We start from the raw sequence: 19,771 nt of genomic DNA, 5'->3' as shown, positions 1-19,771 counted from the left end.
GGCGACGGTCAGCCGTCGAGGTCCGCGGCGCGGTGGACGACCTCGCCGTCGACCACGGTCAGCATGACCGGGTTGTGGACCAGGTCGTCGGGGGCGAGCACGACGGGGTCCTCGGCCAGCACGGTGATGTCGGCGAGGTACCCCGGTTCGAGGGCGCCGAGCCGGTCGTGGTCGCCGGTCGTCAGGGCCGGCCGCGAGGTGTAGCCGTGCAGGGCCGTGAGGGCGTCGATGCCCTGGTCGTCATAGGGGGCGCGCTCGGGATGCCCCGGCGGACGGCGCAACTGGGCCGCGGCCATGCCCTCCCGCCAGTCGTAGCTCGCCACGGGCCAGTCGGAGCCGAGTGTGACGACCGCGCCCGACGCGTGCAGCGCGCGCACCGGCATCGCCCGGTCGCAGCGCTCCGCGCCGAGCCGGCGCGACCAGTTGTCGGAGCGGTCGGGTTCGAGCCACATCATGTGCTGGGCCTGCATGGAGGCGATGACGCCCTCGGCCGCGAAACGCGGCAGGTCCTCGGGCCGCAGCGTCTCGATGTGCTCGATGCGGTGTCGAACGCCCGGAGCGGCACCGGCCGCCTTGTAGGTGTTGAGAGCCTCGTGCACACCGCGGTCGCCGGTGGCATGGGTGGCGATCTGGAAACCGTGCGAGGCGAAGAACTCCACGGCCCTGACGTACCGGTCGAAGTCGGGCCACAGCGGGGTCAGTCCCGCGCCCTCGCTGTCGGGCTCGAACAACCAGCCCGTGCCGGAGTCGATGACCCCGTCGATGAACAGCTTGACGACACCGCCGCGCCAGCGCTCGCCGCCCTCGTCACGGTGACGGGCGTACGACTCCCACACCTCCTCGGGGGTGTCGGGGTGTACCCAGTAGGGAACGACCATCCGCGTGGCCAGATCGCCACTGGCCTCCAGCTCGCGCAGCAGATCCCGTGTCTCCGGCTTGCCGTCCATGCCGTGGGCGCCGGTGATGCCGACCGCGGCGAACGCCCGCAGCTGGTCGGCGCACAGGCGGTAGCGCTCGGCGGGCGTCAGGGGCGGTATGGCCTCGCGCACCAGACGGATAGCGCCCATCTCGCGCAGCTCGCCCGTGGGGACACCCCGCTCGTCGACGACGATCTCGGAGTGTTCGCCGAAGCGTCGCGGTCCGTCGACGCCCGCCAGTTCCAGCGCGCGCGGCGTCGCCAGCTCGGTGTGGAAGTCGACGAAGGTGAGGAGCGCGGGACCGTCCCCGGCGGCCTCCGCGATCAGGTCGCCGCTGATCCCGGTGTGCTCGAACACGTCGTAGGCCAGGCCGAAACCGAGGACCCACTGATCCGGTGCGCATCTGGCTCGTTCCTCGGCCACCCGGCGGCGGACCTCGTCGAGTGTGCGTGCGTCGGTCAGGTCGGCTCCACGGGCCTTGAGCGCGCCGTGGAACGGGTGAAGGTGGCTGTCGACGATGCCGGGGAGCACCGTGGCGCCCTTCAGGTCGATGACCTGAGTGGTGGAGTCGGCCTCGGCACGGACCACGGCGTCGTCGCCGACCACGACGACACGGCCGTCGCGGACGCCGACGGCACTCGCCCGGGGCCGCTCCGGGCCGAGGGTGCGTACCCGCCCGTTGACCAGTGCGAGGTCGAGATGGCAGGTCATGAAGGCTGTGCTCCTTCGGTCAGGGCGCGCAGGGCGCGCGTCGGCTTCCAGCCGGCGTGCGGCACGCTGTCCCGCAGCACTTGGGTGTAGGGCTGCCGGGGGTGGGCGAGGACGTCCGCGGTGGGGCCGCGCTCGATGATCCTGCCCCGGCGCATCACGACCGTCTCGTCGGTGATCTGCCGGACGACGCCGAGGTCATGGCTGATCAGCAGGTAGGAGACGCCGGTGCGCTCGCGGATGTCGGCGAGCAGGTTGAGGACCTGGGCCTGCACCAGGACGTCCAGGGCGGCCACCGACTCGTCGAGAATGATCACCTCGGGCTCGGCGGCCAGCGCACGGGCGATGGCGATGCGCTGCCGCTGGCCGCCCGACAGCGCGCGGGGACGGGCGCGCATCTGGCGGGCGTCGAGGCCCACCAGGTCGCCGAGCTCGGCGACCCGGGCCTGCCGCTGCTGCTTGCCGTCGTCGGCGCGGTGCAGGCGCAGCACCTCGTCGAGGGTCTGCTCGGCGCAGTGCCTGGGGTCCAGGGACGCGTAGGGGTCCTGGAACACGATCTGTACCTCGCGCCCGCGCAGCCTGCGTTCCTTCGCCGACCTGGCCGGCCTGCTGCGGTCCCTGCCGCAGGCGGTGATCGTGCCGGCGGTCGGGGCGCACAGCCCGACGACCATGTTGGCCACGGTGCTCTTGCCGGAGCCTGACTCGCCGACGATGGCGAGCGAGCCGCCGCGGGGGATCTCGAAGTCGACGCCGTCGACGGCGACGACTCCGCCGAACTCCCGGCGCAGCCCGGTGACCCGCAGTACCGGTTCCTCAGTCATGGAAGGCGACCTCCTCGGCGAGCCGTCCGCGCAGCTCGTCGGCGCGGATGCAGCGGACCAGCCCGCCGTCCACGTACTCGGCGGGTGGACGTTCCTGGTGACATGCGTCGACGGCGTGGGGGCAGCGCGGTGCGAAGGGGCAGCCGTCCGGGGCCTCGAACGCGCTGACCGACCGTCCGGGGATCGCCGCGAGCCGGTCCACCGCCCGGTCGACGGCCGGACGCGCCGTCACCAGCGCGGCGGTGTACGGATGCAGGGGATCCTCGTGCAGCTTGGCGCTCTCCCTGGTCTCGACGATCTGACCGGCGTACATGACCGCCGTCCGGTCGCAGACGGCGCCGGCCAGGTCGAGGTCGTGGGTGATGAAGAGCAGGGCCATGCCGCGCTCCTGGCGGAGTTCGTCGAGGATGGCCATCACCTCCGCCTGGGTGGTCACGTCCAGTGCGGTGGTGGGCTCGTCGGCCAGCAGCAGCTTCGGTTCGGTGAGCAGCATCGTCGCGATCACCACCCGTTGCAGCAGACCGCCGGAGAGTTCGTGCGGATACTGCTCCAGGCGGCGTTCGCCGTCCGCGATGCCCACGTCGGCCAGCGCCGCCGCGGCCCGCTTGGCGGCGGTGTGCTTGTCCACGCCGTGCAGGGTCCGCAGGGCCTCGGTCATGAAGTCGCCGATCCGGCGCACCGGATTGACGTGTGCACGCGGATCCTGGAAGACGAGGGCCACGTCGCCGCGGTAGTCCCGCAGCGCACCCCCCTTCAGGGTCCGCACGTCGTGGCCGCCGTAGCGGATGGTGCCGCTGGTGCGCGCGCCCGGCGGGAGGAGCCGTGCCACGGCCCGCGCCGTCATCGACTTTCCCGAACCTGACTCGCCGACGAGGCCCAGCGCCTCGCCCTCGCCGAGGGACAGGGAGACCTCGTGGAGCACGGTGCGCGGCTCGCCCTCGACGAGCACGTCGACGACCAGTCGGTCCACTTCCAGTACCGGTACGGTCATCGTCCCTCGCTCCTCTGTGACAGACGCTCTCCCAGCAGGTTCACCGCGACCACGACCACGACGATGCACAGGCCCGCGGTCAGTGACTCGGCGGGATAGCCCTGAAGTACGCCGGGCTGGCCGGTGGACACCATCACGCCCCAGTCCGACGTCGGCGGCTGCACCCCGAGCCCCATGAAGGAGATGGCGGCGAAGTCGACCATCGCGTAGCCGAACAGCAGGGTGCCCTGCGCGGCCATCATCGGCGCGATGTTGGGGACCAGGTGCCGCAGGCAGATCGTGAACGCGGACAGGCCCTGGACCTCGCAGGCGGCGATGTAGGGCTGGGCCCGCTCGCGCAGTGCGGCGCCGCGCAGTACCCGGGCGACATACGGGGTGTAGGCGAGCGCGAGGACAAGGGTGGGCGCGGTGAGGCCGGGGCCGAACACGGCGGCGGCGAGCACGGCCAGCAGGACCGCCGGGAACGCGAACAGGACGTCCATGACGGCCGAGAGGGTGGCGTCGATCCAGCGGCCGGCCCACGCCGACACGACGGCGAGGACGGTGCCGCCCGCCATCGCCAGGACGACGACCAGGGCCGGACCGGCCATCGAGGTCCTGGCACCTGCCAGCAGCCGGCTCAGCAGGTCGCGCCCCTGGCTGTCGAAGCCCAGCGGGTGTCCGGCGACGGGGCCGACGTTGGCGTAGGTCAGGTCCGCCGCGTCCGGGTCGTGGGGCGCCAGCGCCGGTCCGAAGACGGCGAGCAGGAGGGCGAGCCCGACGATGGCCGCGCAGACCCAGACGACGACGGTGTTGCCCGCCACGCGCCGACGCCGGGTTCGTACGCCGTCGAGAACGGAGGCTGCGATGGTCATGACGCTCGGCTCCCTGCCTTGACTCGCGGATCGAGCACGGCGTACGCCACGTCCACCAGCGTGTTGACGACGACGAACGCGGTGACGAAGACCAGGGCGACCCCCTGCACGACCGCCACGTCACGGGCCAGAGAGGCTTCCACGAGTGCGGAGCCGAGGCCGCCGAGGCCGAAGGTCTGCTCCACCACCGCCGACATGCCGAACAGGGAGGCGATCGTGATGCCGACCACGGTGGTCACCGGGATCGACGCGTTGCGCAGAACGTGTCGGCGCACGAGGGCCGGATAGGGGATCCCTCGGCTGATAGCGGTCTGTACGTGTTCCCGGCCCAGCTCCGTCCGCACCGCCACACGGGTGATCCGCGAGACGATCGCGAGGGATGCGAGCGCCAGTGCCACCGCGGGAAGGGTGAGGTGCCACAGGGTCCCGGCGAGACCCTCACCGGTGCCGACGGCGGGGAACCAGCCGAGACCCACGGCGAACGCCGACAGCAGGACGGTGGCCGCCACGAACGAGGGCACTGCCGCGAACACCGTGGTGACCACGAGGATCGATGTGTCCACGACCCCGCCTCGCAGACCGGACAGCAGGCCGAGTCCGACCCCGACCACCACGATGATCAGCGCGGCGTACAGCACCAGCTGGAATGTCACCCCCATCCGGGCGGCGATGACCGACGACACGTCCTCGCGGTAGGTGATCGAGGTGCCGAGATCACCGTGCAGCAGAGTGTCGCCCAGCCACTGGAAGTACCGCGCCAGGAACGGGTCGTCGAGGTGGTACTGCTCGCGCAGCGCGGCCACGGCCTGCGGCGACAGCGTCCGGGAGCCGGAGAGCGTCGAGACCGCGTCGCCCGGAGCGAGGTAGAGCGCCCCGAAGATCACGAAGCTGGAGGTGAAGAGCGTCGCGACGAGCATGACCAGGCGCCGGGCGACGAAGCGCGCCACGCCCGTCGCCCGCCCGGACCGATGCCCGGCCGGACGCACGGCGACGGCGGTCACGACCCTGTTCCTTCCGGACGTCGTCCGTCCGGGGCGAACCAGGGCCGGACGCTCTCCAGGGCGGCGCCCGCCCGGAAGACGATCTCGTCGTCGTACGGCGCGCCCACCAACTGCACACCGGTAGGAACGCCGTTGGCGGCGAACCCGGACGGCACCGCGAGCACCGGGCAGCGGCCGAGGACGTTGAACGGCAGGGTCAGCACCGTGTCGATCGGGTCCCAGAACACCTCTCCGTCGACCTCGATCGGCACGTCGCCCGCGTAGTCCTCGTCGGCCGACAGACCGGTGGTGGCCACGGTCGGGCACAGCAGGACGTCGAAGGAGCGCAGAACGCCGGCGACCGGTGCGTAGAGCTCCGACTCAAGGGCGTACTTCTCCGCGATGTCGCCGCCCCGGCTCTGCCGTCTGATGCGCTCCACCACGGCGGCCAGATACGGCGACGTGTCGTCGGGCCGGCCGGCGATCAGCTCCTCCAGGAAGCCGATGGTCAGGCCGTAGTGGATCGACGCGGCCCGGTTCACCTGCTCGCGCGGCAGGGACAGGTCCACCTCCTCGACCACGGCCCCGGCCGACCGCAGCGCGTCGGCCACGTCGAGCGTGTTCTTCCTGATCTCCGGGTCGACGGTCCACCCGCCGAGGTCCACCGAGACGGCCACCCGCAGGCCCTCGGCCGTGCCGAACCGGTCCGGCAGTTCCAGCCGGGGGGACAGTGAGGCGATGTCCGAGGGGTCCGGTCCGGCGATCACGTTCTGGAGCAGGGCGGCGTCGGCGACGGTACGGGCCATCGGGCCGTTGTGCAGATAGGTGTCGTGGTTGAATGGCGGGTCCACGGGCACGCGGCCGTAGGGCGGCTTGTAGCCCACGACGCCGTTGAACGAGGCCGGGATGCGGATGGATCCGGCGATGTCGGAACCGCTGGCCAGGGTCGTGGTCCCGGCCGCGAGCGCCGCGCCGGAGCCTCCCGAGGAGCCGCCCACGGCGTAGTCGGGGTTCCAGGGGTTGCGGGTCGTCCCCCACAGCTTCGACCGGGTGATCGCGGCGGCCGAGAACTCGGGGACGGTGGTGCGGGCGTGCATGATGGCGCCGGAGTCGAGGATGCGCCGGGCCAGACAGGAGGTGTGGTCGGCGATCTCGTCCTTGAGGAGGAGGGAGCCCTGGGTGCACGGTTGGCCAGCGATGGGTTCCTCCTCCTTCACGGCCAGGGGGATGCCCTCCAGAGGGCGTGGCGCGGGGCCCCGGCCGGCGTAGCGCGCCTCGGCCTGGCGAGCTTGATCCAGTGCTGGCTCGTAGAGGGTGTGGCACAGTGCGTTGACGGTCGGCTCGACCTGCTCGGCACGCTCGATGACAGCAGTGAGCAGTTCCACCGGGGACAGTTCCCGTGACCGGAAAAGGCGTAGGGCCTCCGCCGCCGAAAGGTAGGCGAGTTCGTTCATTTCCGCGCCGCGCCGATCATGTTCGCCCAGGGCCCGTTACCGAACACGGACGAGGCCGGAGCCCCGGTGATCTTCTTGGACATGTACACAACCGAGTACGGGTGCGCGATGGGAATCCAAGGCAGCTCCTTCGTGATGAGCTGGTCGGCCTCGGCCACGAGCTTGGCCCGGTTGTCGTCACCGGCGGTCTCCCTGGCCGCGGTGAGCAATCGTGTCACCTTGGCGTCCTGCCAGCCGGAGAAGTTCTGGCCGCCGCCCGGCAACGTGTACGTCGCCAGATAGGGTGCCGGATCGCCGTGGTAAGGGCCGTTGAGAGTGGGGAGCAGGTCGATGCCCTCGCGCGCCTTGGGGTCGACGAACAGAGTGCCGAACACGTCCGGAGAGAACGTCTTGAATTCAATCTTAAGGCCCAGAGCCCGAGCCGCCTCCGACACGACCGTCGACAGTGTGTTGATGCTGGACAGGGCGGGCACGACTGCCATGACGAGAGTCCTGCCCTCGGCACCAGCCTGTCGGACGAGTTTCTTCGCCTGGTCGAGGTCGCGGTCGAGCGGCGACGCCTTGCCGGAGGTTTCCGCGAAGACGGATGTGCCATAGGCCCAGGTGCCGGGGTTCGTCGAGGTCCGGGGCGTGGCCACTTGGTCGTGGTACACGGCCTGACTGTAGGCCGACCGGTCGATGGCGAGCGACAGGGCGCGACGCACGCGGACGTCCCCCAGCGGCCCCTGCAGGTTGGTGATCGCCAGTGCGTCGGTAGCGAGGGCGGGGCCGGTGGCCACGGTGAGGCGGGCGTTCTTCTTGAGTTGCTCGTAGCTCGACAGAGTCGGGCTGTAGTAGCCGTCCAGGTCGCCGGTGCGCAGTGCGGCGGTCTGGGCAGAGGAGGATTCGACGGGCTTGAACGTGATCCTCGGTGTCTTGGCCCGCTGGTCGGGATTCCAGTACGTGGAGTTGCGCTCGATGACGGTCTCTCCGCCCGCCTTCCAGGACTTCAGCCGGAACGGGCCCGTGCACATGACACCGCCGGACGGGGTGCCGAACTTCTTGCCCTTTCGCTCGGTGTCGTTCTTCTGGACGATTGTTCCGGCCATCGTGGACAGCTCACCACGCAGCCAGTAGTCGGGCTCGGACAACTTCAGCTCGACTTCGTGCGGGCCGGTCGCCTTGATCGAGGCGACCCGCTCGAAGACGGTGGAGTAGTAGCCGCCGGCTTTCGGGTCGCGGGCGCGCTGGAGGCTGAAGACGACATCGGCGGGCGTCAGCAGCGTCCCGTCCCAGAACCGCACATCCGGGCGCAGTTTGAGCACCAGGGTCCGGGGGTCGGTGTACTCGGCCGATTCGGCCAGCCCCGGGGCGAGTGCGAAGTCCGGCTTCTGCAGCAGCAGGCTTTCGCACAGCGAGTCGATGACGGAAGACTCGGGGATGTCGATGGCGGTGAGTGGGTCCAGCGAACTCGTGGCGCGGTAGAGACCCCAGGTGAGCGGGCCCGTGTCGCCGACCGGTACCGCGGTGGTGGCCGACAGAGTGGCCGTCTGATGTTGGCCCTTGGTCGGAGGCGGGGAGCCGCAGGCCGCGGCTCCCACCGCCGCCACCACGGCTACTCCCAGCAACTTCGTCCTGACTCGCACCATGGACCCGCTCCTTCCGGAGATTCGGTGATTAACGTTCCGTTTTCTGCTGTCTTTCAGCCATGCGCTCGACGGTGTCAAGCACGACCTCGATGGCCAGGTCGAAGAGCCTGTCGTCGTCCTCAAGCAGCGTGGGTGCCGCCGCGACCACGTTCGGGAACCGGTCGGGGTGCAGTGCGCCCAGCGCGCGCCGTTCGGCGCCGCGGCCGGGTACGCGTCCCTCTTCTGCTGCGTGGCGCAGGAGGGAGGTGTACAGACCGAACCCGACTACGAAGTTCTCGGTGAGCTGGTAGACGCGGGCTGCCTGTTCGAGCGTCAGGCCGACTTCCTGGAGGGTCACCAGCGCCCGTTCCATGTGCGCGGCGAGAGTGTCCGTCGTGTAGGGCCTGAGAGCCACCAACCGGGCGAGATCCGGGTGTACATCGAACCGTCCGACCGCGTGGCGCAGCTGGCTCCGGAGAGTCTCCCGCCAATCGGTGCCCGGTGCCGCCTCGGCGCGCCGATCCAGCAGACGGTCGGCGACCTGCTCCAGCAGTTCGTCCTTGTCCCGGAAATGCCGGTAGACCGCCGTGTGGTTCATGCCCAGTTCTGACCCGAGCCTGCGCATGGTCAGTCCTGCGGTGCCCTCGGTGGCCGCGATGCGTTCCGCGACGTCGAGGACGTGCTCGCGGTCCAAACGGGTCGTGCCGCGGGCGCGCTGTGCTCCTGATTCCCCAAGTGTCTTCATAACGGGAAAGCCTAGTGGTGTCACCGGTGGTGTCAACACTGTTCTCGTTTTCGTCGGGCTGCATAACTCCATGTCGTACGCCTTCCTTGTCCGGCTGCCCGGCTCACGCAGGTCAGCCCGGTCTTCCCAGGGGCTCTCCCGGCGCCGGTGAGGATGCTGTCGCGGTGCTCGACCTCGCCCTCGACGATCCGTGTCGCAGGTACCGCACGTTCCTTCCGGTCATGAGAACGGCGGCTACACGCCTGCGGCCTCCGCGGCCTCGCGTCCGCCGTCGTCGATCGGCATCCACGGGCGGTCGCCGGCGTTGGCGGCCAGGGCGCGCGCCTTGTCGAACTGCACGGGCAGGGACCGCCAGGGGGTGGCAGGCAGTTCCAGGGCTTCGTGCAGTGCGGTGTGGGCGTTGTGCCCCCAGGCGCTGACCCGCACGATCTCCAAGTCGCGGGCCGGTAGCTCGATGATCGCCGGTGCGGTGACGGGTGCGGAGATGTTCCGTTCCCGCCGCTCCCAGGCAGTGACGTGATGCTCCGTCGCAGGGGTGCCGACGGGTTCCGTGAACACCAGTACTCCGTCGACGTCCAGGCCCAGCACCGGGCGTTCCGCCGTGTCTGCTTCTGCCTGCTGCATAGCGGGAGTGAAGCAGCCGTGAACCAATGGTGTCAACAGTGTTCCCAGGGCGAGGTCGTCCGCCGTGCGGGTGCCGGTGTTACAGGCCCCCGCGCCGGGGGCCGTGCCTGGCGGTGTCCGGTCCCAACGTCTTGCCGTCGGATGCCCGGCCGGCGTCGGATGCCCGGCCAGGGCGTGCGGGGCGTCCGCGGCGGGGTTGTCGGCGCGTTCCCGTCGAGAGCCGAAACGGTCCGATGGCTGGGCGCTGTAGGTCCTCGGCTATCCCGGGCGGGATGTGCGGAAGCCGCTCGCGAGGCCGGCCGGTTCCCTGGGGCGTACACGCGGACCATCTGGGGGAGAACACTGTTGACACCATAGGTTCGCCGCTGTTTGACTTTCTGCAAGAGCAGACGGCCACAAATCCCGCGGGTCCTTCTGCTGGTTCCCGATGGGCGGAGCGGTGAGTGGCTGACGGCGTACCGCAGCCGCAGCAAGGGTCTGGCGCGCACGGGACCACGCGTGATCGCCGCCTACCGTGACGGCCGCTCGCAAAGGCTCCTCACGAGTACACGACTCGCCAGGTGCCATTCCCCGATCCAGGGCCTGTGCTGAATACGAGCAATGCTCACGGTGTTGCCAAGCGTGCGGTGACGCAGAGTCGTCGACATGCCACGCCACGGCGGACCCGCCGAGACTCGATGCGAGCCCCTCCGCTTGATTGCGGCGGTCCGACCCTGTTCCGTCCGCGACACGCGAGTGTCCGGCACGTCCGGAAGCCACCCCGACGATTGCTCCCACAGGCTGCCTGGCCATCCGTGACAGGTATCGGGAACAACCTGAGGAGAAAGGTGTGACGACATATGTCTGACGGAGGAGCGTCCCAGCACGCACTGCATCGTGTCGGTGCTGAAGCGATGCGGCAGCCGACGGATGCCGGCCGTGGCACGGAGTTGGTCCTGTTGGGCACGGCAGGCGGGCCGCCTCCGGTGCGCGGCAGACAGGGGATCGCCTCGGCGCTCGTGGTCGGCGGCCGGACCTACCTGATCGACTGTGGGCGAGGCGTGGTCAGCCAGTTCGTGCGAGCAGGCCTGGACATGTCAACATTGGCAGGCGTCTTCATCACGCACCTGCACTCCGACCATGTGTGTCATTACTTCGACATTCCTCTCCTGGTCGCCGGTGCGAGCGATGAGGACGCGCCTCGCCCGATCGATGTCTACGGCCCTGCCTCGGCCGGCAGCCTGCGGACACCACCGATTCTCGCGCCCGACGAGCCCATGCCCGGAATCGCTGGGCTCACTGAGAAGTGCAACGCTGCCTTCGCCTACTCCACCAACGTCTTCGCGAGTGAGGGACTGGGCGTCAAGAACCCGGCAGAGTATGTGAGAGTCCACGAGTTGATGCCGCCCGCCGGGACCGGTGCTTCTGCCCTGGGGGACACGGCGCCAGCGATGGAACCGTTTCAGGTGATGGAGGACGACTCGCTACGAGTGACCGCGATCCTCGTCCCGCACGGCCCGGTCTTCCCGTCGTTCGCCTATCGCTTCGAGACCGAGCACGGCAGTGTGGTGTTCTCCGGCGACACCGCCCTCACCCCCAACATTCCCACGCTCGCCGAGGGCGCGGACCTGTTGGTCCACGAGGCTGTCGACATGGACTGGCTGGCAGACCAGGGAGTGACGGGGGAGACCCTGGAACACATGAGAGCCGTACATACGGACATTGATGCCATCGGTCGGATCGGCGCGGAATCAGGCGTGCGCCGGATCGTGCTCTCGCATCTGGTCCCAGGTGACGTCGTCGACTACCCACAGGAGCGTTGGCAACGACGCGCCGATGCCAGCAGAAAGGCGGGGCGGTATGAGGGCGACATCATCGCCGGAGCTGATCTGCAGCGGTTCCGTGTACCACGCTAGCCTCGATCTCTTGTCAAGGTTCGTCGGCGGGGTCGGCGGACCGTTCGCTTTCCGGGACGGGTGGTGAGCATCTGTTGAAGTCCGAGGGCAGGGCGAGCACCCAACTGTGCGAAACCAGGGACCCGTAGCGGGGCCGATGAGGTAGACGGTCACCTGGGAACTGAGTTCGTCGACGACGTAGAAGGCTTCCGCTTAGCGCTCAACGGGCTTGTCTGGTCGAACAGTCTCCCGGCACGCCTCCGCCTCCGGCACGGACATGATCCGCTGGCAGTCCGCAGGCAGGGCGCGCTGCCATACCCTCAGCCCATCGCGGCACCACCGACCCGACCCAGCCACCGCACTGTACGCGCGTTCTCGCGTCCCTGCCGGCCTGCGGGCAGGGACGCGGCGCCGCCGGCACGGCCGGGCCGGGGGCTTCTCCGGACTGCTGGCGCGGCTGTCAGCGAAGTCGCGGGCGATCGGGTACTCACGCATGGAGCGTGTCACCATTGGTGTCAACATTGGTAAGCAATGTACCGCCGCTGTGTTCCGCAGGTCTTCATCGTCCACCGGCCCGATCACAGGTCCAGTACCAGGCGCGCGCAGTCGGCGCGGCTCACACAGATCAACATGGTCTCTCCGGAGGCGCGTTCGGCTTCGGTGAGGATGCTGTCGCGATGGTCCACCCGGCCTTCGACGACCCGTGTCTCGCAGGTGCCGCAGGTCCCCTCCAGACATGAGGACGGCGGCCACACACCCGCGGCCTCGACGGCTTCGAGGATGGACTGGCCGCCGGCGACCTCCACCTTGACGCCTGAGCGCAGCAGCTGCACCTCGAAGCCGTCGCCGGCCCGCGCCGCCTCGGCCGGGATCACCGGAGCGAACCGCTCGACGGACACCTGGCGGTCCCGCTCGGCACACAGCCGGACGACCGTGTCGACCAGCGAGGGCGGGCCGCAGCAGTACACGGCCGCATCCGCCGGCGCGTCGTCCAGAACCGCTTCCAGATCGATCCGTCCGCCCTCGTCCCGCGGATACAGGGCCACCCGCTCCCCGTACCCGGCCAACTCCTCGACGAAGGCCATGCCGACGCGGCTTCTGCCGCCGTAGTGCAGCCGCCACTCCCGGCCCGCCGCCGTCGCCCGCTCGGCCATCGGCAGGAGCGGCGTGATGCCGATGCCGCCGGCGATGAACAGATACGCGGGGGCGTCGACGAGGGCGAAGTGGTTGCGCGGCCCTCTGACCGGGAGCGTCGTACCGGGCCGCAGCCGGTCGTGTACCCACGCGGAGCCGCCGCGGCCGTCGGCCTCGCGGCGTACGGCGACCCGCCAGGTCGACGCGTCCGGGCGCCCGCACAACGAGTACTGGCGCTCCAGCCCCTCAGGGAGGACCAGGTCCAGATGCGCGCCCGGCTCCCAGGGCGGCAGCGGCGCGCCGTCGGCCGCCTCCAGCTCCAGCGAGACGACACCGTCGGCCTCCCACCGCAGTGCCCGCACCCGCACGGCGCGCTCGCTCACGGCGTGGCCTCGGCACTGTCGTCGGTGAGCGGTTCGATGTAGTTGCCGCCACGTACGCACACCAGCTCGTCCTTCTCGTCGAAGACGAGACCCGGCGGGTCCCCACCGTCCGCGACCTGCCGGGCGACCCTCGCCATCATGCGCCGCAGCATCGTCACACCCTGGTCGGTCGTCGTCAGGTGGTCGTCGGTGTGCAGGCTGATGCGGCCCTGGCTGCTCTGGGCCTCGTAGTCTCCGGGCATCCGCCGGTGCTCCTCGTCGTTCAGCTCGGCCCAGCGCTTGCCGCCGAAGGCCGTGCGCATCTGCGAGAGGCGGTCCGGGTCCGCGGAACGGAACAGCGTGAAGATCTTGAAGTTCTCGTCGTCGACGGGCACCACCCAGCCGAGCACGTCACACGCTCCGAGACTGAGCCGGGGATCGGCGACGACCCGCAGGTTGGGGAAGACCGCCTCGGTGACCCGCCGCAGCGTGCGGCCGTCCGGCAGGGTCCGCGTGGACTCGGAGCGGATGCCGTGGTCCAGGTAGGAAAAGGACACCTCGGGCATGATCGCCATCTCGGGCACGAACTGGTTGCCGCTGAACCGGGCGTGCAGGATGGGGACGTGGAAGGGGTCCATCACGTTCTCCCAGTGGGACACCCAGTTGAAGTCCAGCTCGGCCGGGCCGCCTCCCGAGAAGCCGGAGTCGTCCGCGTGGACGGCCTGGCCGGGGCCGAGTTCCTCGAAGACGTCGTAGCGGGGCAGTACGGGCTTGCGCTCCGGCGGGCCCATGTAGGCCCACACCAGCCCGTAGCGCTCGGTCACCGGGTACCAGGGCTGGCGTACGCGATCACGGTGCAGTCCGAGCTCCGGCTCGCAGGGCTGCTCCAGACAGCGGCCCTCGACGTCGAACACCCACCCGTGGTAGCAGCAGCGAATGCCGTTCTCCTCCACACCGCCGTAGTACAGCGAGGCCCCCCGGTGACAGCACCGCGGATACAGCAGGCCCGGCCGGCCGGTGCCGTCGCGGAACAGCAGCAGGTCCTCACCGAGCACACGGACGCGCTGCGGGGTCTGGGTGACCTTGTCCGTCAGGGCGACCGGCTGCCAGTAGCGTCGCAGCACCTCACCCATCGGGGTTCCCGGACCGACGCGCGCGATCTGTTCCAGGGGGCTGCCCGGGGTGAAGCCGTACGCGGTGCCGACGTCGACCGCGGCCTGCTGGTCGTGAATCATGGCGGGCTCCTCTTGCTGTACGGGAAGGGTGGACGACTCGGTCACGGGCGGCTGCCACGCCGGTGGATCTCTCGATACGGCAGGCCGTGCACGGCTTCTACGAGTTTCTCGGCGTCCACCTGGTCGAGCCCGCGCCGCGGATCGACCCGCACGACCGTGCCGGACTCGGAGGGCTCGTCGTCCAGGCCGTCGTGGACCAGTGCCCAGGGCCGGTCTCCCGCATAGGCGGCCACGGCCCTGGCCTTGCCGAACTGCACCGGCAGAAAGCGCCAGGGCACATCAGGCAGACCGAGCGCCTCACGCAGCGCGGTGTGCGCGTTGTGGCCCCATGCGCTGACCCAGACGATCTCGAAGTCGCGAGCCAGGCGGCCGATGATCGCCGGCGCGGTGGCCGGGACGGAGACGATCCGGCCCCAGCGCCCCCACGCGCTGACGCGGTGCTCCGTCACGGCCGTGGCGAAGGGCTCGGTGAGCACCACGACTCCATCGACGTCCAGGCCCAGAACCGGGCGGTTCGCCGCTCTTGCTCCTGCCTGCTGCATAGGGGGAGTGAAGCAGCGGCGAACCATTGGTGTCAACGGTGTTCTCAATGGGATTCACGGCGAGTGGCGTTCCGCAGCCACCGCGCTGCCGGTCATGCGGACACGCGAGTTGCGCACCTCGTCGACGGGCCAGGCCCGTCCCCTCGGCCTCCCTGACATTCACGGCGTGGATAACTCCTATGCGAAACATTCCGTTGTCCTGAACTCCCTCAGCTCGTAACGTCGGCGTCAGTCGCGGGAACGACGCCTCGGGGAGGAGGTTCGCGAGGGCTTTGGCCTGGTCGGTTCGCCGTGTCGGCGGCGGAAATTGCGCCCGCCCGCCACACCGATGCCCGTGTGCGCCGCCGACGAGGAGGGCGGGGAGCCGTAGGGGCGAGCCCGTCGCCCGGGGCTCCGCGCCACAACAGCGCTTCGTTCGGCCCGACCCGTGGGCCAGGCCCTGGCCCCGCCGCGTGCCCCCTGGGCACCGGACGGCATCGACGGCAACCCTTATCCGAGGAGAAGACGATGACCATCCCCGCTCCGACCCTGTCCACCGCGGAGGAGACCCTCGGCCGGATCCACGACGTACTTCCGGTCATCGCCGAACACACTGCGGCGGCCGAGCGGGAACGCACCCTGCAACCGGCGGCCGTGCGGGCGATGGTCGAAGCCGGAATGGCCCGGCTGCTGGTGCCGCAGTCGCACGGGGGGCTCGGCCACGACCTGACGACCTGGTTCGACGCCACCCGCCTGATCGGACAGGTCGACGCGTCCCATGCATGGTGCGCGTCCCTGATGGCGGGGCAGGCGCACGACATCTGCCGCTTCGCTCCCGAAGCCCAGCAGGAGGTGTGGCGGGACCACCCGGACGCCCTGATCGCGGCAGCACACGCTCCCGGGTGTCGGGCCACCCCAGTTCCCGGGGGATACCGGCTCTCCGGCCGCTCGCCGTGGATGAGCGGGATCGGGCACGCCACCTGGGCCACCTTCACCGCCATGCTGCCGGGGGACGACGGGCAGACGCCGGTGCGCACCCTGTTCCTGCTGCCGGCCGACGACTTCACCATCGAGCAGACCTGGGACATGGTCGCGATGCGCGGCACCGGCAGCAACACGGGCATCACCGACGACGTCTTCGTTCCGCACCATCGGGTGCTGCCCATGACCGATCTGCTGGAGGGCGTCACCGAGGGCAGCCTCCAGTACACCGCCGAGCACTACCGCAGCCCCTATGTCACCTATGCCCCGGCGGCTTTTCTCGGCCCGATGCTCGGTGCGGCGCTAGGCGCGTTGCGGGCGTTCCGGGAGCGCGCCACGGCACCGGGCAGCAGGGTCGCCGGTTTCGAGAACGTGCAGTACCGGATCGCCCGGGCCGCCGCCGATCTCGACACCGCCGAACTGCTCTGCCGGCACTCCCTCACGATCGTCGAGTCCGGCGGCCCGTTCGACCTGGAGTCGCGGGCCCGGTGCGCCCGGGACTACGCCAGGGCCGCCCAGCTGATCGTGGACGCCGTCGACTCCCTCATGAAGATGTCCGGGTCGAGCGGTTTCGCGGAAAGCCAGCCGATTCAGAAGGTCTGGCGGGACATCCACCTGGCCGCGTCGCACGTGGCGCTGAACACCGAGCACAGCTTCGTGCACTGGGGACGGCTGAGGCTCGGCCTGGAGCGCCTGGCCTGGCACGGCTTCTACTAGTCACGCCTCCGGCGCCCCGGCAGGGGCGCCGGCCCCCGTACGGAACCCACTCCCCTCGTCGAGCGAAGGTGAAGTCAATGACGACACACACCAGTTCGGAGTGTGGCCGATGAACACCCCAACCGCCTCGGCATCGTCGGCGCGATCCCGGTCCGCCGTGCGGCTCGCACTGAGACTCGGCATCGTCGGCGGGACCATCGGCGCGATAGTGAGCAGCTCCGTCAACTACGTGATCGTCGGCATGCCGGACAGCGTCGCGGGCAACGTCGGCAATCACGCCCTGAGCGGCCTCATCAGCGGATTCGCCTCCGGATTCTTCGGGCTTCTGGGGCATCTGCGCGGCAAGCGCTCCGCACGGCGCGTCGATGCGGCCGGTCAGACCTGAGGTGAGTTCCGACCGGCGAGCGGGCGCGGTCCGTGTGGCCGGATGCCGCCACCGCGCAGGTGCGACCCGCCACCGCGCGTCCGGTCGTGGCGCCTTGCCGGGCCCCGGCTCCCGGTCAGGAATGCGGAGGCGACGGCACGGCGGATCAACGCGGTGCGCCCGGCCGCTCGGAGCCGTGCAGCCAGGCGGCGCCCTCGGGGCAGAAGTGGTCGACTGCCCCGCCGACCAGGCCGGGGAGTCCGGGCTTCACGGTGAACCCGGCCTTCGTCTGGACGTAGCCGAGGTGGCGGTCCTTCTAGTGGATAGGCTGCCTGCGGACGATGACCCACTCGCCGTCGTCGTCCCGGGTCAGGAAGTCGTAGAAACGGCCGGTGCACACCGCGCTTGCCAACACCCCGCCCACCTCGGCTTGCTGACTGATCGTCACTTGTCCTGGCGCGATCGCACGGCGCTCCGCCATGTCCGAGGTGTGTCCGCCCAGAAAGTGCTGGATGCTGACGCCGCTGTCGAATCCCTGTTCGCCGGCGGCTATGAAGTCCGTGGCAGGAGCCCGGAACCAGGCGGGGATCACATATGGCGCCCAGTACTCCACCGGCTGCTCTCCGTCTCTTGATCGATCGGTCCGGGGTCGGGGAAAGCAGGGCCAGCAGGGTCGCGAGACACGCCGAGACGGCCGTGCGACGATGCGTCAAGCTCTCCGGGCTGCATCAGAAGATCTCTAGAGCAGATTGTCGATCCGGCGATCCCTCAGAAAAGGGGCGGCGGTCTTGTCGCGTCGGGTCAGGTTCACCTTGAGATGGTTGCGGCTGTAGATCTCGATGTACTCGTACAGCCAGACCTCTTCGGCGACCCGGGAGAAATGGTTGTTCAGCCCTTGGCGGGTGGTCCCGGCGTCCGTCAGATGGGAGCATGGCCTTCGCCCAGGCGACCGCCCAGAACCTCGTCGACCGCCTCACCCCTCAGGAACTCCAGGTCGTACGACTTGCCGCAGGCGACCACAGCAGCCGTCAGATCGCCGCGCAGCTCTTCCTCAGCCCCCGCACCGTCGAGTACCACCTCTACAAGGCGTACCCGAAGCTGGGCGTCGGCTCGCGGCGCGAACTCGCCGAACTGGACCTCACCTGATCAGGATCGGGCCGACCGGCTCCGCCCGCTCACGTCCCCTCCATGGCCATGGGCGGGGGAGCGGTTTCTTCCTCCGGGGCCGTGTGCTTGTCGGCCAGTCGCTTCTCGGGCAGGAGGAAGGCCAGCACCAGGGCCAGGGCGAAGAGGGGCACCAGATAGCGGAACACCGGGGTCAGCGCGTGCTGGTAGGAGAGGACGACCGCCTCTTCCAGCTTGGCGGGCAGGGCGTGCACGCCGGCCGGTGTCAGGGAGTCGGTACTGCCGACCGCCTTGACCGCGTCGGCAGGGACCCGTTCGGCGATCTGGTCGGTGAGGCGGTGGGCGAAGACGGCACCGACCGCCGCTGTGCCGAGCGTGGCGCCGATCTCACGGAAGAAGTTGTTGGTGGAGGTCGCGGTGCCGACGTCGGAGGCGGGGAAGTCGTTCTGCACGGCCAGGACGAGGGTCTGCATCATCGTGCCGAGGCCGGCGCCGAGCAGCAGGAAGTAGCAGCAGACCACATAGATCGAGGTGTCGGGCTCCAGGGTGGACATCAGCAGGGAGGTCAGAGCGACGACGGCCGTGCCCAGGATGGGCCACATCCTGTAGTGGCCGGTCCTGCTGATGACGGTGCCGGAGAAGACGGCGGTGAGCATGATGCCCACGACCATGGGCAGGAGCAGCAGACCGGACTCGGTGGCGCTCTTGCCGTAGACCATCTGGAGGTACGTCGGCATGTAGCCGACGACCGCGAACATTCCGACGCCGGTCACGATCATCCCGATCAGGGTGGCCATGTTGAAGATCCGGCTGCGGAAGATACGCGGTGGAATCACCGGCTCCGGGACGCGGGCCTCGACGAGGAAGAAGGCCGCCCACGCCACCACGGCACCAGCGGCCAGGCCCAGGATGACGGGGTCCGACCAGGGGTACTCGGTGCCGCCCCAACTCGCGAACAGGACGGTGCAGGTCACCGCGGCGGCCATGAGCGTGATACCGGGGTAGTCGATGACCGGCTTCTTCGCCCGGTGGGGCAGCCGCAGGGTGAACGCGCAGACGGCGAGGGTGATCACCCCCAGCGGCAGGTTGATCCAGAAGGCCCAGCGCCAGTCGGCGTGGTCGGTGAACCAGCCGCCGAGCAGCGGTCCGACGACGGCGGCCAGGCCGAAGACCGCGCCGATGGGAGCCATGTAGCGGGCGCGCTGCCGGGGCGGGACGAGGTCGGCCACGATCGCCTGCGAAGTGATCATCAGACCGCCGCCGCCCAGGCCCTGCACCGCACGGCCGATGATGAGCACGGTCATGCTCTGCGCGGCTCCGGCGACGGCGGATCCCACGATGAAGACACCGATGCCGCCGAGGAAAAGGCTTTTGCGGCCGACGAGGTCGCCCAGCCGGCCGTAGACGGGCATGCCGATGGTGGCGGCGAGGATGTAGGCGGTGGTCACCCAGGCCATGTGCCGGACGCCGTCCAGTTCGCCGACGATCGTCGGCAGCGCGGTGCTGACGATCATCTGGTCGAGCGAGGCGAGCAGCATGGCGGTCATCAGGCCGGCGAATATCAGGCCGAAACGGCGAGGTAGGGCGGTGGCGCCCTCCTCCTCGCTGCCTGCCGCCGCCTCGGCGGCAGGGGCTGGTCCCGGCCATGGCGGCCGGGATGGCGGCGTCGGTGACCGCGGCCCTGCGGCTGCCCGTGAGCAGTGTGGTGCTGGTCGTTCTGCTGCTGGGCAACGTGGACACGGTCGCGGTCGTGGTGC

General features: G+C 69.8%; 17 protein-coding genes and 1 pseudogene. 4 read left to right on the top strand and 14 right to left on the bottom strand.

The window, feature by feature from the left end:
• Positions 1-8: 8 nt before the first annotated feature.
• The 9 genes from FNH08_RS05000 to FNH08_RS04960 all read right to left on the bottom strand — a co-directional run bounded on the left by FNH08_RS05000 (position 9) and on the right by FNH08_RS04960 (position 9,701).
• Positions 9-1,628 (bottom strand): amidohydrolase, encoded by a 1,620-nt coding sequence (locus FNH08_RS05000; RefSeq protein ID WP_152770017.1) that lies wholly within the window; start codon positions 1,626-1,628, stop codon positions 9-11.
• Positions 1,625-2,446: an ABC transporter ATP-binding protein gene (locus FNH08_RS04995; protein ID WP_152770016.1), complete on the bottom strand. Its 822-nt coding sequence runs from the start codon at positions 2,444-2,446 to the stop codon at positions 1,625-1,627. The genes FNH08_RS05000 and FNH08_RS04995 overlap by 4 nt, the downstream gene beginning before the upstream one ends.
• Entirely contained in the window at positions 2,439-3,437 is a 999-nt protein-coding gene (locus tag FNH08_RS04990; protein ID WP_152770015.1) for an ABC transporter ATP-binding protein, read from the bottom strand. Before FNH08_RS04990 ends, FNH08_RS04995 begins: the two co-directional genes overlap by 8 nt.
• Positions 3,434-4,291: an ABC transporter permease gene (locus tag FNH08_RS04985; RefSeq protein ID WP_152770014.1), complete on the bottom strand. Its 858-nt coding sequence runs from the start codon at positions 4,289-4,291 to the stop codon at positions 3,434-3,436. The genes FNH08_RS04990 and FNH08_RS04985 overlap by 4 nt, the downstream gene beginning before the upstream one ends.
• Complete coding sequence (locus FNH08_RS04980; protein ID WP_322723713.1) at positions 4,288-5,292, bottom strand: ABC transporter permease; 1,005 nt, start codon at positions 5,290-5,292, stop codon at positions 4,288-4,290. Before FNH08_RS04980 ends, FNH08_RS04985 begins: the two co-directional genes overlap by 4 nt.
• Positions 5,289-6,725: an amidase gene (locus FNH08_RS04975; RefSeq protein ID WP_152770013.1), complete on the bottom strand. Its 1,437-nt coding sequence runs from the start codon at positions 6,723-6,725 to the stop codon at positions 5,289-5,291. Before FNH08_RS04975 ends, FNH08_RS04980 begins: the two co-directional genes overlap by 4 nt.
• Positions 6,722-8,353: an ABC transporter substrate-binding protein gene (locus FNH08_RS04970; RefSeq protein WP_152770012.1), complete on the bottom strand. Its 1,632-nt coding sequence runs from the start codon at positions 8,351-8,353 to the stop codon at positions 6,722-6,724. Before FNH08_RS04970 ends, FNH08_RS04975 begins: the two co-directional genes overlap by 4 nt.
• 28 nt (positions 8,354-8,381) lie before the next feature.
• Entirely contained in the window at positions 8,382-9,077 is a 696-nt protein-coding gene (locus FNH08_RS04965) for a TetR/AcrR family transcriptional regulator (protein WP_194238381.1), read from the bottom strand.
• Between the two features lie 234 nt (positions 9,078-9,311).
• Complete coding sequence (locus tag FNH08_RS04960; protein ID WP_152770010.1) at positions 9,312-9,701, bottom strand: hypothetical protein; 390 nt, start codon at positions 9,699-9,701, stop codon at positions 9,312-9,314.
• 839 nt (positions 9,702-10,540) lie between these two features.
• Between FNH08_RS04960 and FNH08_RS04955 the strand changes: the two genes are divergently transcribed.
• The gene (locus tag FNH08_RS04955; protein WP_152770009.1) at positions 10,541-11,596 is read left to right on the top strand and encodes an MBL fold metallo-hydrolase; all 1,056 of its coding nucleotides are present in this window, start codon (positions 10,541-10,543) and stop codon (positions 11,594-11,596) included.
• 557 nt (positions 11,597-12,153) lie between these two features.
• Here FNH08_RS04955 and FNH08_RS04950 read toward each other — a convergent pair.
• From FNH08_RS04950 to FNH08_RS04940, 3 genes are read right to left on the bottom strand one after another with little or no spacing between them, the layout of a single operon-like run.
• Positions 12,154-13,092 (bottom strand): PDR/VanB family oxidoreductase, encoded by a 939-nt coding sequence (locus tag FNH08_RS04950; protein ID WP_322723711.1) that lies wholly within the window; start codon positions 13,090-13,092, stop codon positions 12,154-12,156.
• A complete protein-coding gene (locus FNH08_RS04945) occupies positions 13,089-14,306 on the bottom strand; it encodes a Rieske 2Fe-2S domain-containing protein (protein WP_152770008.1) in 1,218 nt (405 codons plus the stop codon). The genes FNH08_RS04950 and FNH08_RS04945 overlap by 4 nt, the downstream gene beginning before the upstream one ends.
• 41 nt (positions 14,307-14,347) lie before the next feature.
• Entirely contained in the window at positions 14,348-14,848 is a 501-nt protein-coding gene (locus FNH08_RS04940; RefSeq protein ID WP_152770007.1) for an HAD domain-containing protein, read from the bottom strand.
• A 507-nt stretch (positions 14,849-15,355) separates the two neighbouring features.
• Here FNH08_RS04940 and FNH08_RS04935 point away from each other — a divergent pair.
• Both FNH08_RS04935 and FNH08_RS04930 read left to right on the top strand, forming a co-directional pair.
• Complete coding sequence (locus FNH08_RS04935; protein ID WP_152770006.1) at positions 15,356-16,525, top strand: acyl-CoA dehydrogenase family protein; 1,170 nt, start codon at positions 15,356-15,358, stop codon at positions 16,523-16,525.
• A gap of 109 nt (positions 16,526-16,634) precedes the next feature.
• The gene (locus tag FNH08_RS04930) at positions 16,635-16,910 is read left to right on the top strand and encodes a hypothetical protein (RefSeq protein WP_152770005.1); all 276 of its coding nucleotides are present in this window, start codon (positions 16,635-16,637) and stop codon (positions 16,908-16,910) included.
• A gap of 295 nt (positions 16,911-17,205) precedes the next feature.
• On the opposite strand, the gene FNH08_RS04925 is transcribed toward FNH08_RS04930, so the two are convergent.
• Positions 17,206-17,502, bottom strand: coding sequence for a hypothetical protein (locus tag FNH08_RS04925; protein WP_194238380.1), 297 nt, complete (start codon positions 17,500-17,502; stop codon positions 17,206-17,208).
• Positions 17,503-17,849: 347 nt separating this feature from the next.
• On the opposite strand from FNH08_RS04925, the pseudogene FNH08_RS04920 reads away from it, so the two are divergent.
• Positions 17,850-18,035 (top strand): annotated as a pseudogene (locus FNH08_RS04920) (helix-turn-helix domain-containing protein); the annotation flags it as partial.
• A gap of 29 nt (positions 18,036-18,064) precedes the next feature.
• Here the strand turns inward: FNH08_RS04920 and FNH08_RS04915 are convergent.
• Positions 18,065-19,564 (bottom strand): MDR family MFS transporter, encoded by a 1,500-nt coding sequence (locus tag FNH08_RS04915; RefSeq protein WP_265579742.1) that lies wholly within the window; start codon positions 19,562-19,564, stop codon positions 18,065-18,067.
• Between the last annotated feature and the right edge of the window lie 207 nt (positions 19,565-19,771).

Source organism: Streptomyces spongiae, assembly GCF_009377185.1.
Lineage (GTDB): Bacteria > Actinomycetota > Actinomycetes > Streptomycetales > Streptomycetaceae > Streptomyces > Streptomyces spongiae.
This window is presented reverse-complemented; position numbering and strand designations above follow the sequence as displayed.

Bases quoted from the DNA above. Each gene is read 5' to 3' on its own strand.
- FNH08_RS04990 (WP_152770015.1), bottom strand. From the start codon at position 3,437: ATGACCGTACCGGTACTGGAAGTGGACCGACTGGTCGTCGACGTGCTC.
- FNH08_RS04945 (WP_152770008.1), bottom strand. From the start codon at position 14,306: ATGATTCACGACCAGCAGGCCGCGGTCGACGTCGGCACCGCGTACGGC.
- FNH08_RS04930 (WP_152770005.1), top strand. From the start codon at position 16,635: ATGAACACCCCAACCGCCTCGGCATCGTCGGCGCGATCCCGGTCCGCC.
- FNH08_RS04935 (WP_152770006.1), top strand. From the start codon at position 15,356: ATGACCATCCCCGCTCCGACCCTGTCCACCGCGGAGGAGACCCTCGGC.
- FNH08_RS05000 (WP_152770017.1), bottom strand. From the start codon at position 1,628: ATGACCTGCCATCTCGACCTCGCACTGGTCAACGGGCGGGTACGCACC.
- FNH08_RS04955 (WP_152770009.1), top strand. From the start codon at position 10,541: ATGTCTGACGGAGGAGCGTCCCAGCACGCACTGCATCGTGTCGGTGCT.
- FNH08_RS04970 (WP_152770012.1), bottom strand. From the start codon at position 8,353: ATGGTGCGAGTCAGGACGAAGTTGCTGGGAGTAGCCGTGGTGGCGGCG.
- FNH08_RS04940 (WP_152770007.1), bottom strand. From the start codon at position 14,848: ATGCAGCAGGCAGGAGCAAGAGCGGCGAACCGCCCGGTTCTGGGCCTG.
- FNH08_RS04975 (WP_152770013.1), bottom strand. From the start codon at position 6,725: ATGAACGAACTCGCCTACCTTTCGGCGGCGGAGGCCCTACGCCTTTTC.
- FNH08_RS04985 (WP_152770014.1), bottom strand. From the start codon at position 4,291: ATGACCATCGCAGCCTCCGTTCTCGACGGCGTACGAACCCGGCGTCGG.
- FNH08_RS04960 (WP_152770010.1), bottom strand. From the start codon at position 9,701: ATGCAGCAGGCAGAAGCAGACACGGCGGAACGCCCGGTGCTGGGCCTG.
- FNH08_RS04995 (WP_152770016.1), bottom strand. From the start codon at position 2,446: ATGACTGAGGAACCGGTACTGCGGGTCACCGGGCTGCGCCGGGAGTTC.
- FNH08_RS04965 (WP_194238381.1), bottom strand. From the start codon at position 9,077: ATGAAGACACTTGGGGAATCAGGAGCACAGCGCGCCCGCGGCACGACC.